A 21085-nucleotide genomic window follows, 5' to 3' on the forward strand; every position below is an offset into this window, starting at 1 on the left:
ATGAAGGAAAAAGAAATGCATTCGCTCTTTTTTAAACATAAGTTTGTGAAAGTAATTCCCTATTTACGTCGTTTTGGTCATCGTTTGAGTGGGATGATTATGCCAAATTTGAGTATTTTTATTGCGTGGAGCTTATTGTCTTTGGTGGCTGGCTATACGACTGGGAATCTACGGCTAGCTCTTTCTGAAGTCGAAACGATAATGATTCGAGTTGTTTTACCGATTTTAATTGGTTTTACAGGCGGAAAAATGTTCGAGGAACAACGTGGCGGCGTTGTTGCTGCTATTGCGACAGTGGGCGTGATTGTTTCCACAGATGTTCCACAGTTGTTTGGTGCTATGTTTATTGGGCCTTTAGCAGGATATACTTTCGCCAAAATTGAACAAATTTTCTTACCGAAAGTTAAAGAAGGCTATGAGATGCTGACTAAAAACTTTTTAGCAGGAATTGTGGGAGGACTGCTTTGCTGTTTTGGTATTCTGGTTGTAGCTCCTACTGTTGAAAGCGCTAGTTTTTGGCTGTATCAATTTTCTTCTTGGTTAATTGAAGCCAATCTTTTACCATTGGTTCACGTTTTCTTAGAACCCTTAAAAGTGTTATTTTTTAATAATGCGATTAATCATGGCTTATTAACGCCTCTAGGTTTAGAAGGTGCTAGTCAAACAGGTCAGTCCATTTTATTTTTATTGGAAACAAACCCTGGACCAGGCGTGGGCGTTTTGGTTGCTTTTCTGCTGTTTGGTCCTGTAGGACAACGAAAAACAGCAGGAGGCGCCACCATGATTCAATTGATTGGGGGTATTCATGAAATTTATTTTCCGTTTGTTTTGATGGATCCGCGCTTATTTTTAGCAGTAATTGCTGGAGGAATGAGTGGTACGCTTGTTTTTCAAATATTTAATGTGGGGTTAAGCGCTCCTGCTTCGCCAGGTTCATTGGTTGCGATTTTAGCCAATGCCCCGACTGAGGCAAGGCTGGCGGTTTTTAGTGGAATTTTTGTTAGCTTTCTGTGCTCTTTTGCAATAGCAAGCTTGTTATTAAAACGTCAACGAGGAACTGAACCAGTTTCAATGATAAAGATGAAGGAGAAGGAGGAAGACCAAGTGGAAACAGTCACACCTAACTATCAGCAAATTTTATTTGTTTGTGATGCAGGAATGGGCTCAAGTGCCATGGGGGCTAGTTTGCTAAGCCGACAATTAAAAGCGGTGAACTTGGAGATGCCTGTGACTTACCAGTCCGTTCATCAGATGAAGTGGCAGCCTAAGACATTAGTGGTCATTCAAGCAGAATTGAAACAGTTAGCACAAAAGTACGTCCCAGAAAAGGATATGGTGAGTGTTCAAAATTTTTTAGAAATTAAATCCTATTACCCGCAAGTTTTAGCCAAACTGACTGCTTCTTCTCAAGAGGAATCTTCACTTGGTTCAGAGTCTACTGGAACGAACCCGACAAAACAAATACAGAAGCTTGTTTTTTTATATGCCGAGAATGTTCGAGGATCGCAAACAATGGGAATGGAATTATTGCGGCAACAAGCGGCGAAACAAGGAGTCGCGATTGAAGTATCTAAAGAGCCACTGGAAACAGTCTTTTTTACCAAGGAGACAACCTACGTAGTGACTCGTGAACTGGCGCAAGCCTATCATTTAGATTTAACGCAACAAAATTTATACGTAGTTACTAGTTTTTTGAATAAGAAAGAGTATCAAGAATGGCTGGAAGGAGGAGCTGATAGATGTTTTTAACGACAAGAGAAACTGTTCTATTAACGGAATTAGTGAATAGTCCTACCCCCGTTTCAGTAAACCGCATGATGAATTTGTTAAAGGTTAGCCGCCGGACGGTATATCGTGAATTAGAAAATTTAGAAACCTCGCTAGCATCGATGGGCGCGACGTTGGAAAAAGTAGCTCGTGGGCGCTTTTCGATTCAAGCAGATGAAGCAGCGATGACGGAAATTCAGGCTGCTATTTTAGGAGAAGAGACACAGGAACTTTCTACTTTGGCGCGGCAACATGCGATTTTATTGACATTACTTCAAACAAAAGAGCCAGTCTCTATGCATTATTTTCTGGAAACGTATTGTATTAGTAATACGACTTTTTATGCCGATATTAAACAATTAGAAACACGGATTGCTCGGATTCCGTTGACGATTTCTCGGAATCAAGGTTATGAAGTGACTGGTTCTGAAAAATATCGCCGTCTTCTAATGGCGAATATTCTAAGTATGGAAATTAATGAGTACCAATTTTTTCATTTTACCGAATTAACAACAAGCGACCATTTTTTCTTTCAGTTTATTCATGCAGAACATTTAGCATTTGCACAAAAAATTGTTCAGCCAGAAGTAGAAACTTTATTTCCAGCATTAAGTGATCGCAAATTACAACATTTGATTTTAATGTTAACAATTGCGATGGATCGAGTCACTGCAGGTTTTTATTTAGCTGATGAGACCTATACTGGGCAGATGAATAAGGCTTTTCTAAATTGTTCTAAACGACTTTTTTCAAAAGTCGCTGCTGAAACGAAACAACTATACGCTGTCAGTGAGATTGTTTTTTTTGCTAGCTTATTAAGTGATTTTTCTAATTCTTTTGATGAAGATTTTTTTGATGAACATTTTGACACTCAGCTGGCTTATGCAGTGAAACAACTGATTGAAGCAGTAAGTCAAGAAACGGAAGTTAATTTTTTCGAAGATACCAATTTGTATAAAATGTTGTTGACGCATTTATCAGGTGTTTTTTCTCGGGCGGTTTTACAAGAAGAAGATTTAACGAATCCCATTTTAGAACGGATCATGAATCAATATCAAGAAATAGCTGCGGCTTTACGCCAAGCGTTGCCGCAAATTTTTCCGCAAAAGAATCTATCGGAAGAGGAAATTGCCTACATGGTACTTCATTTTGCTAATTCTTTAGAACGGAGTCCCAAAATTATGGAAGTTGATATTGCTGGTTTTTCTCCTAGCGGTTTGGCTTCGACAAGTATGTTGGAAATGCGATTACGGCGCTACTTTCCTTTTATCAACCAGATTCATTTTTTTCGGATTGCGGATTTAGGTAAGGTGAATGTTGAGGAAAACTATGACTTAGTGATTTCCACTTCGTTATTACCAGGATACAATGGCAAATATAAATTGATCTCACCGTTACTTTTAGACGATGAAATCCGCCAATTGAAAGAAGAGTTTAAGCGGATTAGTCACGAAAAACGCTCGCTTAGGAAAGCACCTGTGAAAAAAACAGGTGGCGAAGAAAGCTACGAAACAGTGGTCGCTTTCATGGAAGAAATTAGTAAACTATTAGAAACATTTTTCATAGCAGATTTAAATAATCAAGCGGATTTGGCAGAAACCGTTCAACAAGCCCTCGCGCAACTTTCCGCAGATTTAATCACCGATAGTGCAATCGTTTGTCAGCAATTGATGAAACGTTACGAGCAAGCGCCTATTGGGATTCCTCAGACGGAAATGGCCTTATTCCATACCTCAAGTACAGCAGTGACACAGCCTGTTTTTTGTATTTTTAATTTGGCCCAGCCACTTATGATTGAAGGTATGGATAAAAAGCCGATGCAGTTACAACGTATGTTACTCATGCTAGCGCCGATGCCGATTGATGAAACAATCGGGAAAATTTTAGGAAAAATCAGTGGTGCGATTATTATGAATGATTTAAATACAGAAATTTTTCATTCAGGAAATGAAGCCATTGTTTATCAGTTGCTTTCGTCATTATTAATTGAAGAAATGAAAGGCTAGGTGTTGAGAGATGTTTGAAATTACAGCGGAGCAAATAATGTTGAATCAATCGTATGCTAGTTGGGAGGAAGCACTTGCAGCTTCTGGTGAATTACTGCTAAAAAATCAGTTGGTCACGCCTGACTATGTCAAAGCAATGTATCAACGTCAACAAAAAGTCAGTGTGTATATCGGTAACTTCGTGGCATTGCCTCATGCGGAAGGACAAGATGAACAAGTTTTAAAAGAAGGGATTTGCTTTATTCAAGTGCCTGATGGGGTCAACTTTGGTACGGAAGCAGATCGAAAAATAGCTACTTTGTTATTTGTCGTTGCTCTAAAAAGTCAACGGCAACTAAGCATGCTTCAAGAATTAGCTTTTTTCTGTTCAGATCTCGAAAACATTCAGCGGCTCAGTGATTGTCGAACAATAGATGAAGCGCAAAAAATTCTGGCTCAAGCCTAAAGTTACATCTGAAAAAAATTGGTAGTAAAAAATCAATTCATTCTGAAATGTTCAATAATTATTGAAATAATTTTATAATAAAAATTAAAATATTTTTATTTAAGAGATTAAACAAAAAAGATAAGAAGATTCCTTGACAAAAAATAGGCCCTATGATAAATTTAAAGTAACTTGTGACAAAGTCGTGCATGGATGCACTAAAAAGACACCCTATTGTGGTAGGGTGTCTTTTTTTGCTGTTTAGACAGCAGCGGTTGGAAGCAACTTGTTTATTCCTCGTTCTGTTTTTCCAACCAAATGGTTACAAGTTTCAGGACAATCCCGACAAAAATCGGCACAAGAATTTTTGTGACAATCTCGTACATGTGATGCACCTCCTTTCGAGGCAAGTCGCCAATTTGAGTATAGCATAAAAAGTTGTCCATTTATTATTGAAATTATTATAAATGGAATAAGCACGTGTTTTCTGGTTTTCGTAACTAGAGAACACGTGCTTTTTTCTTTCAACTTTTGGCACAATGGTTTGTGCCAAAGTACGACTTTTTCCAGATTTGGAAAGCGGATACAATTTAGTCAACAAGAAAAGTTACTTGAGAGAAGGGGAATAAAAATGGAACAAGTACCAGAAAAAAATAAAGTATCAATTAAAGCAAAAGTCCAAAGACTTGGCAGTACCTTATCTAGCATGGTGATGCCCAATATCGGGGCGTTGATTGCGTGGGGCGTTTTGACAGCGCTATTTATCCCAGATGGATATCTGCCAAATAAAGCCTTTGCCACGATGGTTGGCCCAATGTTGACCTATTTAATTCCATTATTAATTGGCTACACTGGTGGGAAAGTAATTGCAGGTGATCGCGGTGCCGTAGTTGGCGCAATTGCGACAATGGGCGTGATTGTGGGAACCGATATTCCGATGATGCTAGGTGCCATGATTATGGGTCCACTTGGTGGCTTTACAATTAAGAAATTTGATCAGTATTTCCAACATCGGATTAAAGCTGGTTTTGAAATGTTAGTAAACAATTTTTCAGCTGGATTAATTGGTTTTGCGTTAGCTTTACTTGGTTTTTCAGCGATTGGCCCAATTGTCGATGCGCTGACTGCTGCAATGGCACGTGGTGTGGAAATCATTTTAAATGCTCATTTGATTCCATTAACGAGTATTTTTATTGAACCGGCAAAAGTGCTCTTTTTAAACAATGCGATTAATCATGGCATTTTAACACCCTTAGGGACAGAACAAGTCTTATCGGCTGGTAAATCAATTCTTTTCCTATTAGAAGCAAACCCTGGTCCTGGGTTAGGTGTCTTATTAGCATTTATGTTTTTTGGAAAAGGTGCGGCAAAATCTTCTGCGCCGGGAGCAATAATTATTCATTTCCTTGGTGGTATCCACGAAATTTACTTCCCATATGTAATGATGAAACCGTTATTATTCTTATCGGTTATTGCAGGTGGTGCGACAGGTAGTTTGGTTTTCCAAACGTTAGATGCTGGTTTACGTGCGCCCGCTTCACCAGGCTCCATTATAGCTATTTTAGCGATGACACCAATGGGTTCTTACTTACCAGTTATTTTAGGTGTTTTGGCAGCAACTGCTGTTTCCTTTGCAGTATCCGCAGTCATTTTAAAAGCAGATGCGAAAGAAGAAAGTGATGAATTTGCCCAAAAAGTGAAAGAAACCCAAGCGGCTAAAGCAGCATCAAAAGGATTAACTGTCGCAAATGGTAGTGCTTCATTGTCAGGAATTCAACAAATTATTTTTGCTTGTGATGCTGGGATGGGCTCTAGTGCAATGGGGGCGTCTATCTTACGGAAAAAGGTCCAAGAGGCTGGTTTAGTACAAACTGTGACGAATCGGGCTATTAATAATTTGACCGATGAGGGAAATACATTGATTGTCACACAAGCGGAATTGCAAGAACGGGCTAAACAGAAAGCACCTAATGCAACCTTTGTAGCAGTTGAAAATTTCTTGAACTCACCACGTTATGATGAAATTGTGGCTGAACTATCAGGTACCAAAGAAAAAAACGACGCACAACCAACAGCCTTCAAAGCAACACCTGCTTCTGAAATTGAGGGAGATTTAGCAAATGTCAATGAGATTCTTTTGGTTCACGATGACCGTGTCGGGTCAGCAACGATGGGAATGAAAGTCTTAGAAGAAATTTTAGATAAAGAGAAAATTTCAATGCCGATTCGAAAAATTAATATTAATGAATTAACTCAACAAACACAGGCTTTAATTGTCACAAAAGCTGAACTAACGGAACAAGCCCGTAAAAAAGCACCGAAAGCGACACACTTATCAGTAAAAAGTATGGTTAATCCCCAAAAATATGAAACAGTGGTTTCGCTCTTAAAAGAAAGTGCCTAGAGAGGAAGAAAACAATGGAAAATCTTACGAATATTTCAATTGAATTAAATCAACAGTTTAATACAAAAGAAGAAGCTATTCGCTTTTGCGGCGAAAAACTAGTCGAGGCAGGCTGTGTTGAGCCCGCTTATATCGAAGCAATGATTGAAAGAGACCAATTGCTATCTGTTTATATGGGGAATTTTATTGCCATTCCTCATGGAACAGAAGAAGCCAAAAAATTAGTGAAAAAATCAGGAATCTGTGTAGTGCAAGTCCCAGAGGGCGTTAATTTTGGCACCGAAGAAGATGAAAAAATTGCTACCGTATTATTTGGGATTGCCGGAGTCGGTGAAGAACATTTGCAATTAGTCCAACAAATTGCACTTTATTGTAGTGATATGGATAACGTGGTGCAACTTGCCGATGCATTAAGTAAAGAAGAAATAACAGAAAATTTAGCCATTGCTTAAAGGAGAGAATAAGAATGAATGCAGTACATTTTGGAGCAGGAAATATTGGACGCGGCTTTATCGGCGAAATTTTAGCTAAAAACGGGTTTCATATTACGTTTGTGGATGTTAATGAAACCATCATTCAAGCGTTAAAAGAACGTAAAAGTTATACAATTGAATTGGCTGATGCCTCACATCAACAAATTAACGTTGAAAATGTGACTGGGTTAAATAACATGACAGAACCAGAAAAAGTAGTAGAAGCAATTGCGGAAGCCGATTTAGTCACGACGGCGATTGGTCCTAATATTTTACCAAGAATTGCTGAATTAATTGCCCAAGGAATTGATGCACGTGCCGAAGCAAATTGCCAAAAGCCGCTGGATATTATCGCTTGTGAAAATATGATTGGTGGTTCAACCTTTTTAGCAGAAGAAGTGGCCAAATATTTGAAAAATCCAGCTTATGCTGAACAATGGATTGGTTTTCCTGATGCGGCGGTTGATCGGATTGTTCCATTACAAAAACATGAAGACCCACTTTTTGTTCAAGTTGAGCCTTTTTGTGAATGGGTCATTGATGATACCAACCGAAAAGCCAAAGAGATTCAGTTAGAAGGCGTTCATTACGTTGCTGATTTAGAGCCGTATATTGAACGAAAATTATTTAGTGTAAACACTGGCCATGCTACAGTTGCCTATACAGGGGCGTTGTTAGGCTATCAAACCATTGACGAAGCGATGCAGGACGCCTTAGTGGTAGCACAACTCAAATCAGTTTTGCAGGAAACCGGTAAACTTTTAGTGGCCAAATGGAATTTTGATGAACAAGAACATGCAGCCTATATTGAAAAAATTATTCAACGTTTCCAAAATAAATATATTTCAGATGCTATTACACGTGTAGCACGGACACCAATCAGAAAATTAGGTGCGCAAGAACGGTTTATTCGACCAATCCGTGAATTACAGGAACGCAATCTAGTGTCGCCGCATTTATTAGCAATGATTGGTATTGTCTTTAATTATCATGATCCAGAAGATGAACAAAGCCGTCAATTACAGGAAATGCTTGACCAAGAAAGTGTTGATACAGTGATTGCTGAAGTAACGGGCATTGAAGATCCAGAAACGGTTAAAAATATTAAACAAAACGTAGAACGCTATGCGCGACCACAAGTAGCATAATAACAAAATCCTTCTACCAAGATACTTCACATTTCTTAATTAAAGGGAAAAAAACAACCGCTCACTGATTAAAGTGAGGGGTTGTTTTTTACATATTGACTAAGTGGTTTTTGATAAAGCTCTCCTTTGAAGGCACCTGTATTGAAGTATTCAGCTAATTGGTAACCAATGAATGGGCCAGTAGTGAGTCCTGATGAACCAAGTCCGCTAGCAACCACAAGGTGGGGCATTTCTGGCAAAGGGCCAAAAAACGGAGCGAAATCGGATGTATAAGCACGTGTACCGACGCGGTAATGCATGGGTTGCTTAAAAAGCTGCTCTGCTTCTTTTAGAAATGGCGCAGTCCCAGAAGTTAGTTGTTGAAAAGCGCTAACAGTCTCTTCTAAATCCCAGGCTTGATCATTTTCGTGGGTGGCACCTAATAAAATTTTCCCTTGATTAAAAGGAATTAAATCGGCTTCGCCATCTAACATAGCAACAGGCCATTGCTGACTGTTTGTAAAAGGGGTCTCGAAAACTAATAATTGTCCTTTTTGGGGACGAATGTCCACAGATAAATTTAAAGTAGCGAGTAATTCCTTTAAATGAGGACCAGGTGTTAAAGCAAGAAAATCAACGCTCTTTTTTTCTGAATTTGTGACAATTTCCCACCCTTGATTCAGTTGTCGAAAGTGCGCCCGTTGTGAGCAAAAAGTGACCCCGTTGGCTTCGGCGCGTTTCTGAAGATGGTTTAGATAAGCTGGTCCATCTAGGCGACCGCCGCCAGAAATAAAAAGTGAGGGAGTTTCCTTAAGTAGCGGTAAGAACTTCGCTGTTTGAACTGCTGACAACATCGTGATTTCTCCAATTTCAGGTGCAGTTTGCTTACGCTCTTCTGCCAAATGGGCTAAGTCTGCCAAAGCGGCTGCCGGGCGCAAAATGACAGTCCCTGATTGACGATAAATATCCTCCGTCAGCTGAAAATCTTTGACTAGCTTTGGAAATAGGGCAGCGCCCTCTCGCGCTAATTGGTACCATTTCTTATTCCGACGTTTGGATAGCCAAGGGGAAATAATCCCGGCGCTCGCTTTAGTCGCTTGGCCGAGCCCTTCATCATAAACGGTAATGTCAAATTTTTGTGGATCTAAATAATTAGCTAACGTCATTCCGATAATGCCGCCGCCAATAATGGCAATTTTTTTCATGCTTCTTCTCTCCTTCGAACAGTTGTATTGTAACACAAAAAAACCGCCTCTAGACAGAGACGATTGAGAGATAAATTGTTAGCGGGTCCTTCTGTGTGTATAAATAGAATTGCCGCCTTCTAAAACGTGAACAATTTCTTGTGCCATTTCTGCCACAGGCACGGGATCATAGCCAATAAATAAGTTCTTTAAAAAGGGGATTTTCTTAAAAAAATAAATACATTTACTAAAAAGTATGGTGCCGGTACGTTCTTGACCTACAAGTAAACTAGGATAAAAAATCACCGCTTCGGCGACTTCTTGGTGGATTAGTTCCTCCGCTGCCAATTTGGCATCCATATATTTTCTCAAAGGGAAAGGAACAGTATTGGCTGAAATAAATAAAAACTTAGCTGGCTTTTTTTGTTGTGCTAAAAAAGAGCTGATTTTTTTCACGGGCGTCAGAATTAGCCGTTGATAGGTTTTCTTTTTTCGTGGATTTTCAAATAAAATACCTACTGTATCAATGACCCAGTCAGCACGCTGGACTTGTTCTTGCCAATTCGTGTCACGAGTAACATCGGAGCATACCCACTGCACTTGGTGGCTCCAAGATGCGGAGAGCGTGGCAGGCTTTCCATGACGTGAAACACTGATAACTTGATGTTGGCGTTGGACTAAAATTTTTGCGATTTGTTGACCTAAAAAACCGCTACCGCCAAAAATAATAATTTTCATGGCAAGCCCTCACTTTCAATTGTTTCTTCTAGTGTACCTTAAATAAAAAAAGAAGCAAAAAATCTCGATTGCGCATAGTTTAGTTATAAATAACATAAAAATAACCTTTTTAGATTGTTGAAACACAAAGACCCAACAATGGTTATTTATTGTCGTGAAATAAATAAAAAAATGAACAAAAATGAAATAAATCAGACTAAAGGCCTAGAGAAAGGCCCTTGTTTCTTGAATTCAAGCATGGTTAAATAGTTATAAGTGAACGACCGAGCAATTTAGTTTGTTGGGGAAAATAGACAGAATGAGGAGATGAAACGAAGAAAATGAAGAAGAAAACGATAATTATATTGGGGGCAGTTGCGCTAATTGCGGTTGGGGGCATCGTAACTGTGAATGCGTTAAATAAAAATGCACAACAAATAGCTGTCAAGCAAGCGCCTAAAGATGACTGGGGAATTGACTATTTTGACGTTCCCGACTTGCAACAAATTTATATTAACGGTGTCATCCAACCGGAACAAATGGAAGCCTTTGCGCGTGATCAAAAAATAACAAAGGATCCAGAGATTAAGGTGAAAAACGGCGATGTCGTAGATGCAGGCACAGAACTATTTACTTACGAAGATGAGGCGGTCACAAAAGAAATTGAGGCACAACAAAATAGCTTAGCCAAATTAGAAACGAAGCGGGCGAATATCTATAATAAGTGGAATCGGGCCATTGATAAATTTAATAAAACTAAAGAAGAAGACCGCACGATGTCTGGTGATGATTTAAATGAACAATATCAAACAGAAGTCGATGCAGTAGATGAAGAGATTACCTTCACCAATGAAACCTTAGCGGATTTAGGAGCGAAGCAATATATTTCCACAAAGGCTAATTTCAAAGGTCGCGTATCAATTCCAGAAGTAAAAGATGCCAATTCACCGATTTTACGGTTAACTTCAGAAGATCTTTATTTAGCTGGGAAAGTGAATGAAAAGGACTTGACTAAAATTAGTGTTGGGCAAAAAGCTAAACTAACTTCTGTTTCCAACAATGTGGTTGTGGATGGCTCAATTTCTTATATCGATGATAATCCTCCTGAAGGCAACAGCGATGCCGCGAGTGGCAATCCAGAGGGCGGCACGACGATGTCTAGTTATAGCGTCAAAATTGCGTTGGCCAATTTAGACAAAGTCAAAAATGGTTACCATATGCAAGCAACCATTGATTTAGGCGATTTAGGGGCGATTGAGTTACCGAAAAAAGCGATTCAAAAAGAGGGTGAACAGGCCTACGTTTTAGTGAATGATTTTGGAACCATCATTCGTCGTGATGTCCAAGTCGGGCAAGAAAATGGCGACAAAATGGCGATTGAATCTGGCTTAGAATCAGCCGACCGAGTGGTTATTTCTTCAAAAAAACCAGTAAAAGTCGGTGATATTGTTGAATCAGATGCAGCGATTGCTTCTGATGAATCAGCAACCAACGAATCACTGACAGATGCGTCGAAATAGGAGGGCTTGATGGTGGAAGCAAACAATACAAATCAACCCCTCATTGAATTGCGGGACATTAACAAGTTCTATCCAGTAGGTAAGGAAAAACTACATGTTTTAAAAGAATTGAACTTGACCATCCATCAAGGAGAGTTCATTTTAATCATGGGGAAGTCCGGCAGCGGTAAGACAACACTGATGAACATTATTGGTTTCTTGGATCGCTTAACAGACGGAAGCTATCATTTCTCAGGAACAGATGTTTCAAAATTGTCTGAAAATAAAAAATCAGCCTTTCGCAATGAATATCTAGGGTTTATTTTTCAACAATTTTTCTTGATTAATTCTTTAAATGTTAGTCAAAATGTTCAATTGCCCTGTGTTTATGAAGGGAAAAAAAGCCGCGCTGAGAAAAAAGCGATTGCTGAAAAATACCTAAAAATTGTCGGTTTGGAAACAAAAGCCAAATCAAAAGTTACTGAACTTTCTGGAGGACAGCAACAAAGAGTAGCCATTGCTCGTTCCTTGGTGAATGATCCATTATTGATTATGGCTGATGAACCGACTGGGGCATTGGATAGTGAAACGGGTACAGAAATTATGGAATTATTGAAAGAATTGAATGAACAGGGCAAAACAATTGTCATGGTGACACATGATGAAGATATGAAAAAATATGCCTCACGAGTGATTCATATGAAAGATGGTCGCTTTTTGGAAGAAGAGGTGATTAGATGATTGCTAATTTATTTGTTAGTACTTTTTTAAGCTTAAAGGCACATAAGTTGCGGGTATTTTTAACGATGGTCGGGATTATTATTGGGATTACATCAGTCGTAACGATTTCTGCGCTAGGTGAAGGGATGAAGCGTCAAGTTGTGAAGGCATCCAGTGCAGTGAACGCGGATGTTTTGAAGATTCATTATACAATGTCAGATGGTAGCAGTGACAATTTTATGTCCTATGAAGAGCCAGATTATACGTTTAGCCGAGTGGACTTGAAAAAATTACAAGACATTCAAGGAATTGAAAGTATTTATCCTCAATATGGTGAATCAATGATGGGGGGCGGAGACAATTTGTTTGTACCAATGGATTATTTTGGGGCGCAAGCGAATTTATCCATTACGTCGACTAAAGGGCAGAATGATATTTTATATGGTCGTGATTTTCAACCGAGCGATGCAAATACAGATGCGATTGTCTTAAATCATGATATCTTTGAAGCGCAAATTCGGCTTGATGATCCTAGCCAACTCATTGGAAAAGCTGTTTCAATTGGTGGTTATATGTACAAGGTGATTGGTATTTTAGCACCAAAAGATTTAGATAGTTTGGGCATGAACGATGATTGGGCAACTGCTATGAGTAGTTTTGTTTCTCGAGAATCATATAATAAATTAGCGAAAACAAAAGCAATTAGCGGCATCAATATTAAAGTTCGTGAGGGAGCGGACCGTGAAGCAATTTTAGGACAGGCAATCACTATTTTAAGTGAAAATCATCCTGAAGTGAAAGGAACGTTTAAAGAAAATGACCAAGACCAACAACTCCAACAACAAATGGAAGAAATGGTCACGGGTATGACGATGTTTCTGATGGCAATTACTGCAATCTCCCTATTAGTCGGGGGAATTGGCGTCATGAACATCATGTATGTGTCTGTCACGGAACGGAAACGAGAAATTGGGATTCGTCGGGCTATTGGTGCTAAACCACGAGTCATTTTATTCCAATTTTTAATGGAAGCAGCGTTTATAACATTGATTGGTGGTTTGATCGGTGTCGGCTGCGGCTACTTATTGGCAACTGTGGTCGGTGGGTATATTTCGATTACGCCAATTATTACGCCGTCCATCTTTGCCATTTCAACATTGGTTTCGGTCTTCACAGGTATCTTTTTCGGAATTATTCCAGCAATTGGTGCTTCGAGGATGGATCCGATTAAAGCGATTTATAATTAAAAAGAAGAGCTTGGTAGTCACATCTTGTTTGATGATCCTATCAAGCTCGCTTTTTTATTTCATATCACTAAGAATTTTCTGAATCAATTCTTGTTGAAACTCTTTGGTATATTGTTCGGTGAGTTTCGCTTGTTCTTCTTGGGACATTGATGGATTCGCCATCATAGCGGCCATCATTTTTTTGCCAACTGTTTCAGTCCCTTCTTTTTTGATATCAGCGGCATGTTGTTCCATATATTCGCCTAATTTTTTGGCTTGATCAGCACTTAAAACTAGCCAGTCACTAGCAACGTTGAAGGTGTTTTCTTGTTTTGCAAATTGGTTATCGTTGTCAGCAAGGCCAAATAGTGTTTTGCCCCAAGACTCTTGATAGGACCATTTCGTCGTTTTTTGGACTAATGTGGCTTTTTGAGCATCTTTTTGAACTGTGTTTGTGACGTTTTCCGTTCCTGTTTTTTGTAGTTTCTTTTTATCTGGTGTGTTATATAAATAAACTTTTTCGGAACCATCGCCCAACGGCTGGTACAATAACATGTTGGGGCCATCTTTGCTTGCGCTACTGCTTTTTAGTTCAAACGTTTTGTCCTGAGTAACTTCGGTCATACCAAAATGATCTTTATCGTTTAAAACGATAAGACTTAACGAAGCTAAGAAGCCTAAACCAAAAATAACCATACAGAATTTATGCCAGACTTTTCGGCCAAATACATTTGTGTAGGCAAAGCCTAACACGCAAAGGATTAAAAGAAAAATAATCATTATTTCATTGCACCTACTTCCTTAACCGGCATCGCTTCTTTTTTATTTAAGAAGAAAGTAATCGCCAAGCCGAGAACGCCAAAGATTGTTGCCACGAAGAAGGCTGCGTGATAGCCGTTTAATGTTGCGTTTGTTGCTTGATCGCGATAAGCGAGTGGGGCTGTTTTTAATAAGTCTGATGCAGGTAAGCCGCCTTTGGTAACATTTGTTAAAACACTAATCAAAACAGCTGTTCCAATTGAGCTGGCTACTTGTCGGAAGGTGTTGTTTACAGCAGTTCCGTGACTTAATAAATTCATTGGTAAAGCATTCATGCCAGAAGTTGTCACAGGCATCATGACCATCGAAATACCAAACATCCGAATCGCATATAGGACAATGATATAAATAATAGGTGTTGCTTTTGTTAAGAAAGCAAACGGTAACGTTGCAGCTGTTAAAATAAACATCCCGGTAATCGCAAGACGACGGGCACCAATTTTATCAAAAATGCGACCAGTTACTGGCATCATAAGTCCCATGACTAACGCTCCTGGTAAAAGCATTAACCCTGAATGGAAGGCAGATTCGCCACGAATATTTTGGATATACAAAGGTAAAACCATTTCGGCACCAATCATTGCCATGTTGGTTACGCCAGATAAAATGGCCGCAACAGTAAAGACTTTTGATTTAAAAACGCGTAGTTCTAAGAAAGGTTGTTCTAAATGCAATTGTCGATATGTAAAAAGACATAAAACAATCGCACCAACAATTAAGAATCCATAGACTTGCGGGCTACCCCAACCTTTATCACCAACGCTTGAGAAGCCGTAAAGTAAGCTACCAAAGCCGAGAGTAGAAAGAATGACCGATAAGACATCGATACTTGGATTAGATAATTGGATGACATTTTTCATTAAGAATGAAGCCAAAATTAGGACTAAAACGACAATTGGAATGACCATCCCAAAAAGGTCACGCCATGTATAAGAATCAATAATCCAACCAGATAATGTTGGACCTAAAGCGGGTGCTAATCCGATAACAATTCCCGTTGTGCCCATGGCAGCGCCACGTTTTTCAGGCGGGAAAATTGAAAGCATAATTGTTTGTAAAAGAGGCATAGATACGCCGACCCCTGCGGCTTGAACAAGACGTCCAGTCAATAACATGCCGAAGTCTTGCGCTACAAAACAGATGATGGTTCCGATTAAGAACGTTGACATCGCTGTTATGTATAATTTTTTTGAACTAAATTTGTTAATCAACCAAGCACTGATGGGAATCATAATGCCGTTCACAAGTAGGAATCCAGTGGTTAGCCACTGTACACTTGAAGCTGAGATATCAAATTCTTTCATTAATGTAGGTAAGGCCGTCGTTAAAAGTGTTTGGTTTAAAATCGTACAAAATGTTCCGATTAGTAAAACGCCGACTAGTAACGACCGGTTATAAGGTTTTCCGTGAATATCCACAGGTTGTTGTGAAGTCACATATATCGCTCCTTTTTCTGTAAGTTTCAAATTAAATTGCATTAACTACTTTACAACTAATTAGAATCTTTGTCAACTTACTTGACAAAGGTGTAAAAAAAACTACAATTAAGGAAAGGATAAGGGAAAGGAAGTTAAACTAATGTGGTCAAAAATGATTCAGCGTTTATTAAATGAAGAAAATTTGTTGATAGGAATTAGTGAACTAAGTGAAATTGCTGAAGTTTCGCCACGTCAACTTCGTTATTGGGAAGAAAAAGGGTATATTTCTTCTATTGCGAAAGACGCAAACGGTCCACGGAAATATCGGTTACATACAGTCGTCAAAGTGCATTGGATCAAGCGTTTTTTAGATGAAGGATATACGTTACAAAGTGCGGTGGAAAAAGCAGAAGAGCAGCATCGTAATGTGGGGATGACGAAAAAAATCTTTAGTCAAATGTTTCATGGTATCTCAGAAGTTTGTCCCAATTACGTAGCGATTGATTTGGGCGATTTCGATGAAGAACAAAAATTATATGTCGTATTTAATGAAACCACAGAAGTCAGTGAGTATCTTTTAATTCCTAAGGATGCAGATGTTTCTGATGAGTTAAAGAAAAGAAAATAAGAATGAAATAGGACTGGGAGAAAGACCTGAAGTGAAAGTAAAACGTTACTGAATGAATCTTCGAGTTCTTTTTTTCTTGCAATTTCTTTATTTTTCTATATAATTTCTTATATGGAAAAGGAGGGTTTCGATGAAAGAAACAAAACCTTACGGAACAGTCTTGTTAAAAGCGGCTAAAATCATGGACTGTCTAAGTTTACAACCCGATCAAACCTTACAGGAAATTGCAAAGAATACCGAAATGACGGCATCAACGGCAATCAAAATTTTAGAAACCTTAACATTAATTGGCTATGTTCAAAAAGACACGAACAAGACGTACCGCTTAGGAACAAAATTGATTCGCTATGCGAATCAAAGTGTGGAGCAAATCGATTTAGCTGAAATTGCGGTACCTTATTTAGAAAACCTTCAAAATACGGTCGATGAAACCATTCATTTAGGGATTTTAAATAATAATGAAATTCTGTATATCAATAAATTAGAACCGAAAAATCAAACGATTCGCATGTCCTCGAAAGTGGGAATTACTCGACCTTTGTATAATTCGGCCATGGGTAAAGCCGTTTTAGCAGAATTTTCGGAAGAACAAGTGCAACAATATTTAGATACGCAGACATTAATTCCCTATACCGAAAATACGATTACCAATCCCTTGCGTTTGAAAAAAGAATTAAAACAAGTGCAACAAACGGGGGTTGCTTACGATGATGAAGAAATTGAACAAGATATTTTCTGTAGCGGAGTATCTTTAATGAAAGATGGCGAAATTGCGGGTGCTTTTAGTGTAAGCATGCCGAAATATCGTTTGACAGAGGAAAATAAAACGACGATTAATCAAGCCCTTTTAGCAACAAAAGCAGCGATTGAAGCGAAATTATAGTAGAAAAAGAAAGCCAAACAAAAGTCGATTGAGATTTTTGTTTGGCTTTCTTTTTTTATTTTTATAAAAACGTTTGCATTTTCTTTTTTTATCTGTATAATGAAGTTGTGAATTTCTTTATAATAAATATATATTTCTAAATAAGAAATGAGGGAGTCTGTTGAAGCGAGTATCAATTTTACAAAAATTAGAAAATGCTGGCGTGATTGCTGTGGTTCGCGGAAAGACAAAAGAGGAAGCGCTAAAAGCTAGTCAAGCTATTGTAGCAGGCGGTATGCGGGGGATTGAGTTAACCTTTACTGTTCCTCAAGCAACAGAAGTGATTCAGGAATTAGTTGCGTTATACAAAGAAAATCCTGACGTAGTCATTGGTGCGGGGACAGTTTTGGATGCTACGACTGCTCGTTTAGCTATTGTAGCAGGGGCTGAATATATTGTGAGTCCAAGCTTCGATGAAGAAACCGCTAAAATTTGCAATTTATATCAAGTTCCCTACTTGCCAGGCTGTATGACCATCACAGAAATGAAAGAAGCACTGAAAAGCGGAGCAGATATTATTAAACTATTTCCGGGAAGTGTTTATGGACCGAGTGTTATTTCGGCATTTAAAGCGCCATTGCCTCAGTTAAATATTATGCCAACGGGTGGTGTCAGTTTGGAAAATATGGCCGAGTGGTTTGCTGCAGGTGTGACGGCCGTCGGTGTTGGTGGCAATCTGTTAGCGCCAGCAGCAACTGGGGATTTTGAAAAAGTTCGTGAGGTTGCCCAAGCCTATATGGAAAAATTCCAAGCAATCAAAGGGGTGTAGGCACATGGGGAAAGTCGTAACATTGGGAGAAATCATGTTGCGTTTGTCCACGCCTGTCGGAATACGCGTAGCACAAACAGAAAATTTCGCTGTACATTACGGCGGTGGTGAAGCGAATGTAGCGATTTCGTTAGCGAACTATGGCCACCAAGTGACGTTTGCTAGTAAAGTGCCCGATAATTCATTAGGAGAAGCCGCCAAAAAGCATTTAAGTCGTTATGGGGTTTCAACGGAATTTGTACGAACTGGCGGAACACGCCTAGGAACATATTACTTGGAAACTGGTACAGGAGAACGAGCAGCCAGTGTTGTCTACGATCGCGCCTATTCAAGCTTTGCTCAAATCGAAGAAATGGAATGGGACTTACATGAGCTGTTTTCAGGAGTAGAGATCTTTCATATTTCAGGGATTACAGCGGCGTTATCAAAAAATTGGCAAAGTATGACGGTTGCGCTAGTTAAAGCAGCGAAGCAAGCAGGGTGCCAAGTAAGTTTTGACATTAATTATCGAGGGAAACTTTGGTCCCAGAAAGAAGCGAGCGTGGCATTGAAGGCCATTCTTCCATTTGTTGATATTTGTTCAGCTGGGGTATTAGATGCTCGTTATTTACTGGAGATTCCAGAACCAGAGGAAGAACTTGAAGACGCATTAACGTGGTACTACCGAAAAATGCAAGAACGTTATCCCAACATTCAAGTATTTTATTCAACCAAACGTCAAGTACACTCAGCGACAGATAATGAATTAATCGGAACGCTATGGTACAAAGGTGCGTATTATACGTCCAAATGTCATCGATTACAACCGATTGTTGACCGTGTCGGTGCCGGTGATGCGTTTGCTGGTGGGGTTTTACATGGTTTATTAGCTGCCTATGATCCACAAACCTGCATTGATTTTGCGACAGCGGCTAGTGCGTTAAAACATACTGTCCATGGTGATTGTAATCAATTTAGTCAAAAAGAAGTCCTTGCTTTTTTGGCAACGGGCTCAGGAAAAATAAATAGATAGGAGATTTTAGTTATGCAAAATATGGAAACACGTTATACACATAGTCCGGCGGATATCCGTCACTATTCAACAGAACAATTGAGAGATGAATTTTTAGTAGAGAAAGTTTTTATTCCAGGTGCAATCAGCTTAACCTACACACATAATGATCGGATGATTTTTGGTGGTGTGACACCGACCACAGAAGAATTAGAAATTATTTTGGACAAGGAATTAGGAGTTGATTATTTCTTAGAACGTCGTGAACTAGGAGTTATTAATATTGGGGGACCAGGCTTTATTGAAATTGATGGCGCCAAAGAAACAATGAAAAAACAAGATGGCTATTATATTGGGAAAGAAACAAAACATGTTCGTTTTTCTTCAGAAAACCCTGATAATCCAGCAAAATTTTACATTAGTTGTGTTCCAGCACATCATAAATATCCCAACGTAAAAATTAGTATTGATGAAATTACCCCAATGGAAACGGGTGATCCATTAACATTGAACCAACGTAAAATTTACCAATACATTCATCCGAACGTTTGTGAAAGTTGCCAGTTACAAATGGGCTACACCATTTTAGAACCAGGTAGCGCTTGGAATACAATGCCTTGTCATACACATGAACGTCGTATGGAAGCGTATGTTTATTTTGATATGGAAGAAGATACGCGGATTTTCCACATGATGGGTAAACCAGATGAAACGAAACATTTAGTAATGAGTAATGAACAAGCAGCCATTTCACCAAGCTGGTCAATTCATTCTGGGGTTGGTACAAGTAATTATTCCTTTATTTGGGCCATGTGCGGAGAAAATATTACGTACACAGACATGGATATGGTTGCAATGGATCAATTAAAATAAACTAAAGAAAGAGGAGAAAACATGGAATTTAAAATGAATGATTTTCAATTAGATGGAAAAGTAGCGTTAATTACAGGTGCTGTTTATGGGATTGGCTTTGAGATTGCGAAATCCCTAGCGGAAGCAGGAGCAACAATTGTTTTTAATAACTTATCTCCTGAATCAGTTGAACAAGGCTTGGAAAATTATCGGGCCGCAGGGATTGAAGCACGTGGTTATGTGTGTGATGTCACTGATGAAGAGCAAGTTCAAGCGATGGTCGCTCAGATTAAAGAAGAAGTCGGCTCTATTGATATTTTAGTCAATAATGCGGGAATTATTAAACGAATTCCAATGGTGGAGATGTCAGCAGAAGAGTTCCGTCAAGTGATTGATGTTGACTTGAATGCGCCATTTATTATGGCAAAAGCGGTTATTCCAGATATGATTGAAAAGGGTCATGGCAAAATTATCAATATCTGTTCAATGATGAGTGAACTAGGTCGTGAAACAGTTAGTGCGTACGCGGCAGCAAAAGGCGGACTAAAAATGTTAACGAAAAATATTGCTTCTGAATATGGACAATATAATATTCAATGTAATGGGATTGGACCTGGCTACATTGAAACGCCACAGACGGCGCCATTAAGAGAACCAGGGCATCCATTTAACGAATTCATCTTGGGACGAACACCTGCTAATCGTTGGGGCACACCAGCAGACTTAGCTGGCCCAGCAGTTTTCTTAGCATCTAACGCTTCTGACTTTGTTAACGGACATATCTTATATGTTGATGGTGGGATTTTAGCTTATATTGGAAAACAACCATAATAAATAAGTAAAGGAGCGAGATTAGCAATCTCGCTCCTTTACTTATGGCTAGCCTTCTACTAAAAACTCACATAAAAGAAAGAAGCAATCGCCACAGCAAATGAAATAATAGCAAACACTAAACTACTCCATAGTCCTAACAGAATAAATGGTGAGGTTCTTTTGCCGCTCTCTTTCTTTAAGTAGGAAAATGTCCGTCCAGTAACAATGAATTGCCAGATACTAATCAATAAAAAAATACCGCCAATTAAGTAACGCATGTCCTCGTCCTCCTTCTATTTAGTATACCACTTGATGAAAACGTTATC

General features: G+C 38.9%; 21 protein-coding genes. 15 read left to right on the forward strand and 6 right to left on the reverse strand.

The genetic code is table 11. The features are described from left to right. From IGM13_RS01525 to IGM13_RS01535, 3 genes are read left to right on the forward strand one after another with little or no spacing between them, the layout of a single operon-like run. A complete protein-coding gene (locus tag IGM13_RS01525; RefSeq protein WP_002419225.1) occupies positions 1–1749 on the forward strand; it encodes a PTS transporter subunit EIIC in 1749 nt (582 codons plus the stop codon). Next, positions 1740–3773, forward strand: a complete 2034-nt coding sequence (locus IGM13_RS01530) for a BglG family transcription antiterminator (RefSeq protein ID WP_002383677.1) — start codon at positions 1740–1742, stop codon at positions 3771–3773. The genes IGM13_RS01525 and IGM13_RS01530 overlap by 10 nt, the downstream gene beginning before the upstream one ends. Before the next feature lie 10 nt (positions 3774–3783). Next, complete coding sequence (locus IGM13_RS01535) at positions 3784–4218, forward strand: PTS sugar transporter subunit IIA (RefSeq protein ID WP_002358391.1); 435 nt, start codon at positions 3784–3786, stop codon at positions 4216–4218. A gap of 269 nt (positions 4219–4487) precedes the next feature. Here IGM13_RS01535 and IGM13_RS01540 read toward each other — a convergent pair whose 3' ends face one another. Further along, a complete protein-coding gene (locus IGM13_RS01540) occupies positions 4488–4583 on the reverse strand; it encodes a type I toxin-antitoxin system Fst family toxin (protein ID WP_015543884.1) in 96 nt (31 codons plus the stop codon). Between the two features lie 245 nt (positions 4584–4828). Between IGM13_RS01540 and IGM13_RS01545 the strand changes: the two genes are divergently transcribed. Genes IGM13_RS01545 through IGM13_RS01555 form a run of 3 tightly spaced genes read left to right on the forward strand, consistent with a single transcriptional unit; the run spans position 4829 to position 8222 of the window. Beyond that, positions 4829–6601 carry a PTS mannitol-specific transporter subunit IIBC gene (locus IGM13_RS01545; RefSeq protein ID WP_010816286.1) on the forward strand — a complete coding sequence of 591 codons (1773 nt, stop codon included), beginning with the start codon at positions 4829–4831 and terminating at the stop codon, positions 6599–6601. A gap of 14 nt (positions 6602–6615) precedes the next feature. Further along, positions 6616–7053, forward strand: a complete 438-nt coding sequence (locus tag IGM13_RS01550; protein ID WP_002355279.1) for a PTS sugar transporter subunit IIA — start codon at positions 6616–6618, stop codon at positions 7051–7053. Positions 7054–7067: 14 nt separating this feature from the next. Next, a complete protein-coding gene (locus IGM13_RS01555) occupies positions 7068–8222 on the forward strand; it encodes a mannitol-1-phosphate 5-dehydrogenase (RefSeq protein WP_002355280.1) in 1155 nt (384 codons plus the stop codon). Between the two features lie 68 nt (positions 8223–8290). On the opposite strand, the gene IGM13_RS01560 is transcribed toward IGM13_RS01555, so the two are convergent. Both IGM13_RS01560 and IGM13_RS01565 read right to left on the reverse strand, forming a co-directional pair. Further along, the gene (locus IGM13_RS01560; RefSeq protein ID WP_002383680.1) at positions 8291–9406 is read right to left on the reverse strand and encodes an NAD(P)/FAD-dependent oxidoreductase; all 1116 of its coding nucleotides are present in this window, start codon (positions 9404–9406) and stop codon (positions 8291–8293) included. Positions 9407–9484: 78 nt separating this feature from the next. After that, positions 9485–10123, reverse strand: coding sequence for an NAD(P)H-binding protein (locus tag IGM13_RS01565; protein ID WP_002373205.1), 639 nt, complete (start codon positions 10121–10123; stop codon positions 9485–9487). Between the two features lie 320 nt (positions 10124–10443). On the opposite strand from IGM13_RS01565, the gene IGM13_RS01570 reads away from it, so the two are divergent. The 3 genes from IGM13_RS01570 to IGM13_RS01580 are packed head-to-tail and all read left to right on the forward strand — an operon-like array spanning position 10444 to position 13568. Then, on the forward strand, positions 10444–11622 hold the full coding sequence (locus tag IGM13_RS01570) for an efflux RND transporter periplasmic adaptor subunit (protein ID WP_002419221.1): 1179 nt from the start codon (positions 10444–10446) through the stop codon (positions 11620–11622). 9 nt (positions 11623–11631) lie between these two features. Then, positions 11632–12342, forward strand: coding sequence for an ABC transporter ATP-binding protein (locus IGM13_RS01575; RefSeq protein ID WP_002383683.1), 711 nt, complete (start codon positions 11632–11634; stop codon positions 12340–12342). Beyond that, complete coding sequence (locus tag IGM13_RS01580; RefSeq protein WP_002355288.1) at positions 12339–13568, forward strand: ABC transporter permease; 1230 nt, start codon at positions 12339–12341, stop codon at positions 13566–13568. The genes IGM13_RS01575 and IGM13_RS01580 overlap by 4 nt, the downstream gene beginning before the upstream one ends. 54 nt (positions 13569–13622) lie before the next feature. Here IGM13_RS01580 and IGM13_RS01585 read toward each other — a convergent pair whose 3' ends face one another. Continuing rightward, positions 13623–14327: a DUF4811 domain-containing protein gene (locus IGM13_RS01585; protein ID WP_002383685.1), complete on the reverse strand. Its 705-nt coding sequence runs from the start codon at positions 14325–14327 to the stop codon at positions 13623–13625. Next, a complete protein-coding gene (locus IGM13_RS01590; RefSeq protein ID WP_002419220.1) occupies positions 14327–15844 on the reverse strand; it encodes an MDR family MFS transporter in 1518 nt (505 codons plus the stop codon). Before IGM13_RS01590 ends, IGM13_RS01585 begins: the two co-directional genes overlap by 1 nt. A 100-nt stretch (positions 15845–15944) precedes the next feature. Here IGM13_RS01590 and IGM13_RS01595 point away from each other — a divergent pair, with 100 nt between their 5' ends. The 6 genes from IGM13_RS01595 to IGM13_RS01620 all read left to right on the forward strand — a co-directional run bounded on the left by IGM13_RS01595 (position 15945) and on the right by IGM13_RS01620 (position 20777). Continuing rightward, positions 15945–16412, forward strand: a complete 468-nt coding sequence (locus IGM13_RS01595) for a MerR family transcriptional regulator (protein ID WP_002383688.1) — start codon at positions 15945–15947, stop codon at positions 16410–16412. A gap of 130 nt (positions 16413–16542) precedes the next feature. Next, the gene (locus IGM13_RS01600) at positions 16543–17295 is read left to right on the forward strand and encodes an IclR family transcriptional regulator (RefSeq protein ID WP_002355294.1); all 753 of its coding nucleotides are present in this window, start codon (positions 16543–16545) and stop codon (positions 17293–17295) included. 160 nt (positions 17296–17455) lie between these two features. After that, positions 17456–18103, forward strand: coding sequence for a bifunctional 4-hydroxy-2-oxoglutarate aldolase/2-dehydro-3-deoxy-phosphogluconate aldolase (locus IGM13_RS01605; protein ID WP_002397542.1), 648 nt, complete (start codon positions 17456–17458; stop codon positions 18101–18103). Positions 18104–18107: 4 nt separating this feature from the next. After that, on the forward strand, positions 18108–19115 hold the full coding sequence (locus tag IGM13_RS01610) for a sugar kinase (protein WP_002419219.1): 1008 nt from the start codon (positions 18108–18110) through the stop codon (positions 19113–19115). Positions 19116–19127: 12 nt separating this feature from the next. Then, entirely contained in the window at positions 19128–19967 is an 840-nt protein-coding gene (kduI, locus tag IGM13_RS01615; RefSeq protein ID WP_002355301.1) for a 5-dehydro-4-deoxy-D-glucuronate isomerase, read from the forward strand. 21 nt (positions 19968–19988) lie between these two features. Then, positions 19989–20777 carry a gluconate 5-dehydrogenase gene (locus tag IGM13_RS01620; RefSeq protein WP_002355302.1) on the forward strand — a complete coding sequence of 263 codons (789 nt, stop codon included), beginning with the start codon at positions 19989–19991 and terminating at the stop codon, positions 20775–20777. Between the two features lie 59 nt (positions 20778–20836). Here IGM13_RS01620 and IGM13_RS01625 read toward each other — a convergent pair whose 3' ends face one another. After that, entirely contained in the window at positions 20837–21037 is a 201-nt protein-coding gene (locus IGM13_RS01625; protein ID WP_002383691.1) for a hypothetical protein, read from the reverse strand. Positions 21038–21085: the final 48 nt, after the last annotated feature.

Source organism: Enterococcus sp. DIV0561 (assembly GCF_050539875.1).
GTDB classification, from domain to species: domain Bacteria; phylum Bacillota; class Bacilli; order Lactobacillales; family Enterococcaceae; genus Enterococcus; species Enterococcus faecalis.

What these genes read in the sequence shown, in the direction of transcription:
- IGM13_RS01530 (WP_002383677.1), top strand. Translation starts at nt 1,740, where the DNA reads ATGTTTTTAACGACAAGAGAAACTGTTCTATTAACGGAATTAGTGAAT.
- IGM13_RS01545 (WP_010816286.1), top strand. Translation starts at nt 4,829, where the DNA reads ATGGAACAAGTACCAGAAAAAAATAAAGTATCAATTAAAGCAAAAGTC.
- IGM13_RS01590 (WP_002419220.1), bottom strand. Translation starts at nt 15,844, where the DNA reads ATGCAATTTAATTTGAAACTTACAGAAAAAGGAGCGATATATGTGACT.
- kduI (WP_002355301.1), top strand. Translation starts at nt 19,128, where the DNA reads ATGCAAAATATGGAAACACGTTATACACATAGTCCGGCGGATATCCGT.
- IGM13_RS01585 (WP_002383685.1), bottom strand. Translation starts at nt 14,327, where the DNA reads ATGATTATTTTTCTTTTAATCCTTTGCGTGTTAGGCTTTGCCTACACA.
- IGM13_RS01560 (WP_002383680.1), bottom strand. Translation starts at nt 9,406, where the DNA reads ATGAAAAAAATTGCCATTATTGGCGGCGGCATTATCGGAATGACGTTA.
- IGM13_RS01555 (WP_002355280.1), top strand. Translation starts at nt 7,068, where the DNA reads ATGAATGCAGTACATTTTGGAGCAGGAAATATTGGACGCGGCTTTATC.
- IGM13_RS01595 (WP_002383688.1), top strand. Translation starts at nt 15,945, where the DNA reads ATGTGGTCAAAAATGATTCAGCGTTTATTAAATGAAGAAAATTTGTTG.
- IGM13_RS01575 (WP_002383683.1), top strand. Translation starts at nt 11,632, where the DNA reads ATGGTGGAAGCAAACAATACAAATCAACCCCTCATTGAATTGCGGGAC.
- IGM13_RS01620 (WP_002355302.1), top strand. Translation starts at nt 19,989, where the DNA reads ATGGAATTTAAAATGAATGATTTTCAATTAGATGGAAAAGTAGCGTTA.
- IGM13_RS01570 (WP_002419221.1), top strand. Translation starts at nt 10,444, where the DNA reads ATGAAGAAGAAAACGATAATTATATTGGGGGCAGTTGCGCTAATTGCG.
- IGM13_RS01625 (WP_002383691.1), bottom strand. Translation starts at nt 21,037, where the DNA reads ATGCGTTACTTAATTGGCGGTATTTTTTTATTGATTAGTATCTGGCAA.
- IGM13_RS01610 (WP_002419219.1), top strand. Translation starts at nt 18,108, where the DNA reads ATGGGGAAAGTCGTAACATTGGGAGAAATCATGTTGCGTTTGTCCACG.
- IGM13_RS01535 (WP_002358391.1), top strand. Translation starts at nt 3,784, where the DNA reads ATGTTTGAAATTACAGCGGAGCAAATAATGTTGAATCAATCGTATGCT.
- IGM13_RS01550 (WP_002355279.1), top strand. Translation starts at nt 6,616, where the DNA reads ATGGAAAATCTTACGAATATTTCAATTGAATTAAATCAACAGTTTAAT.
- IGM13_RS01600 (WP_002355294.1), top strand. Translation starts at nt 16,543, where the DNA reads ATGAAAGAAACAAAACCTTACGGAACAGTCTTGTTAAAAGCGGCTAAA.
- IGM13_RS01540 (WP_015543884.1), bottom strand. Translation starts at nt 4,583, where the DNA reads ATGTACGAGATTGTCACAAAAATTCTTGTGCCGATTTTTGTCGGGATT.
- IGM13_RS01580 (WP_002355288.1), top strand. Translation starts at nt 12,339, where the DNA reads ATGATTGCTAATTTATTTGTTAGTACTTTTTTAAGCTTAAAGGCACAT.
- IGM13_RS01565 (WP_002373205.1), bottom strand. Translation starts at nt 10,123, where the DNA reads ATGAAAATTATTATTTTTGGCGGTAGCGGTTTTTTAGGTCAACAAATC.
- IGM13_RS01525 (WP_002419225.1), top strand. Translation starts at nt 1, where the DNA reads ATGAAGGAAAAAGAAATGCATTCGCTCTTTTTTAAACATAAGTTTGTG.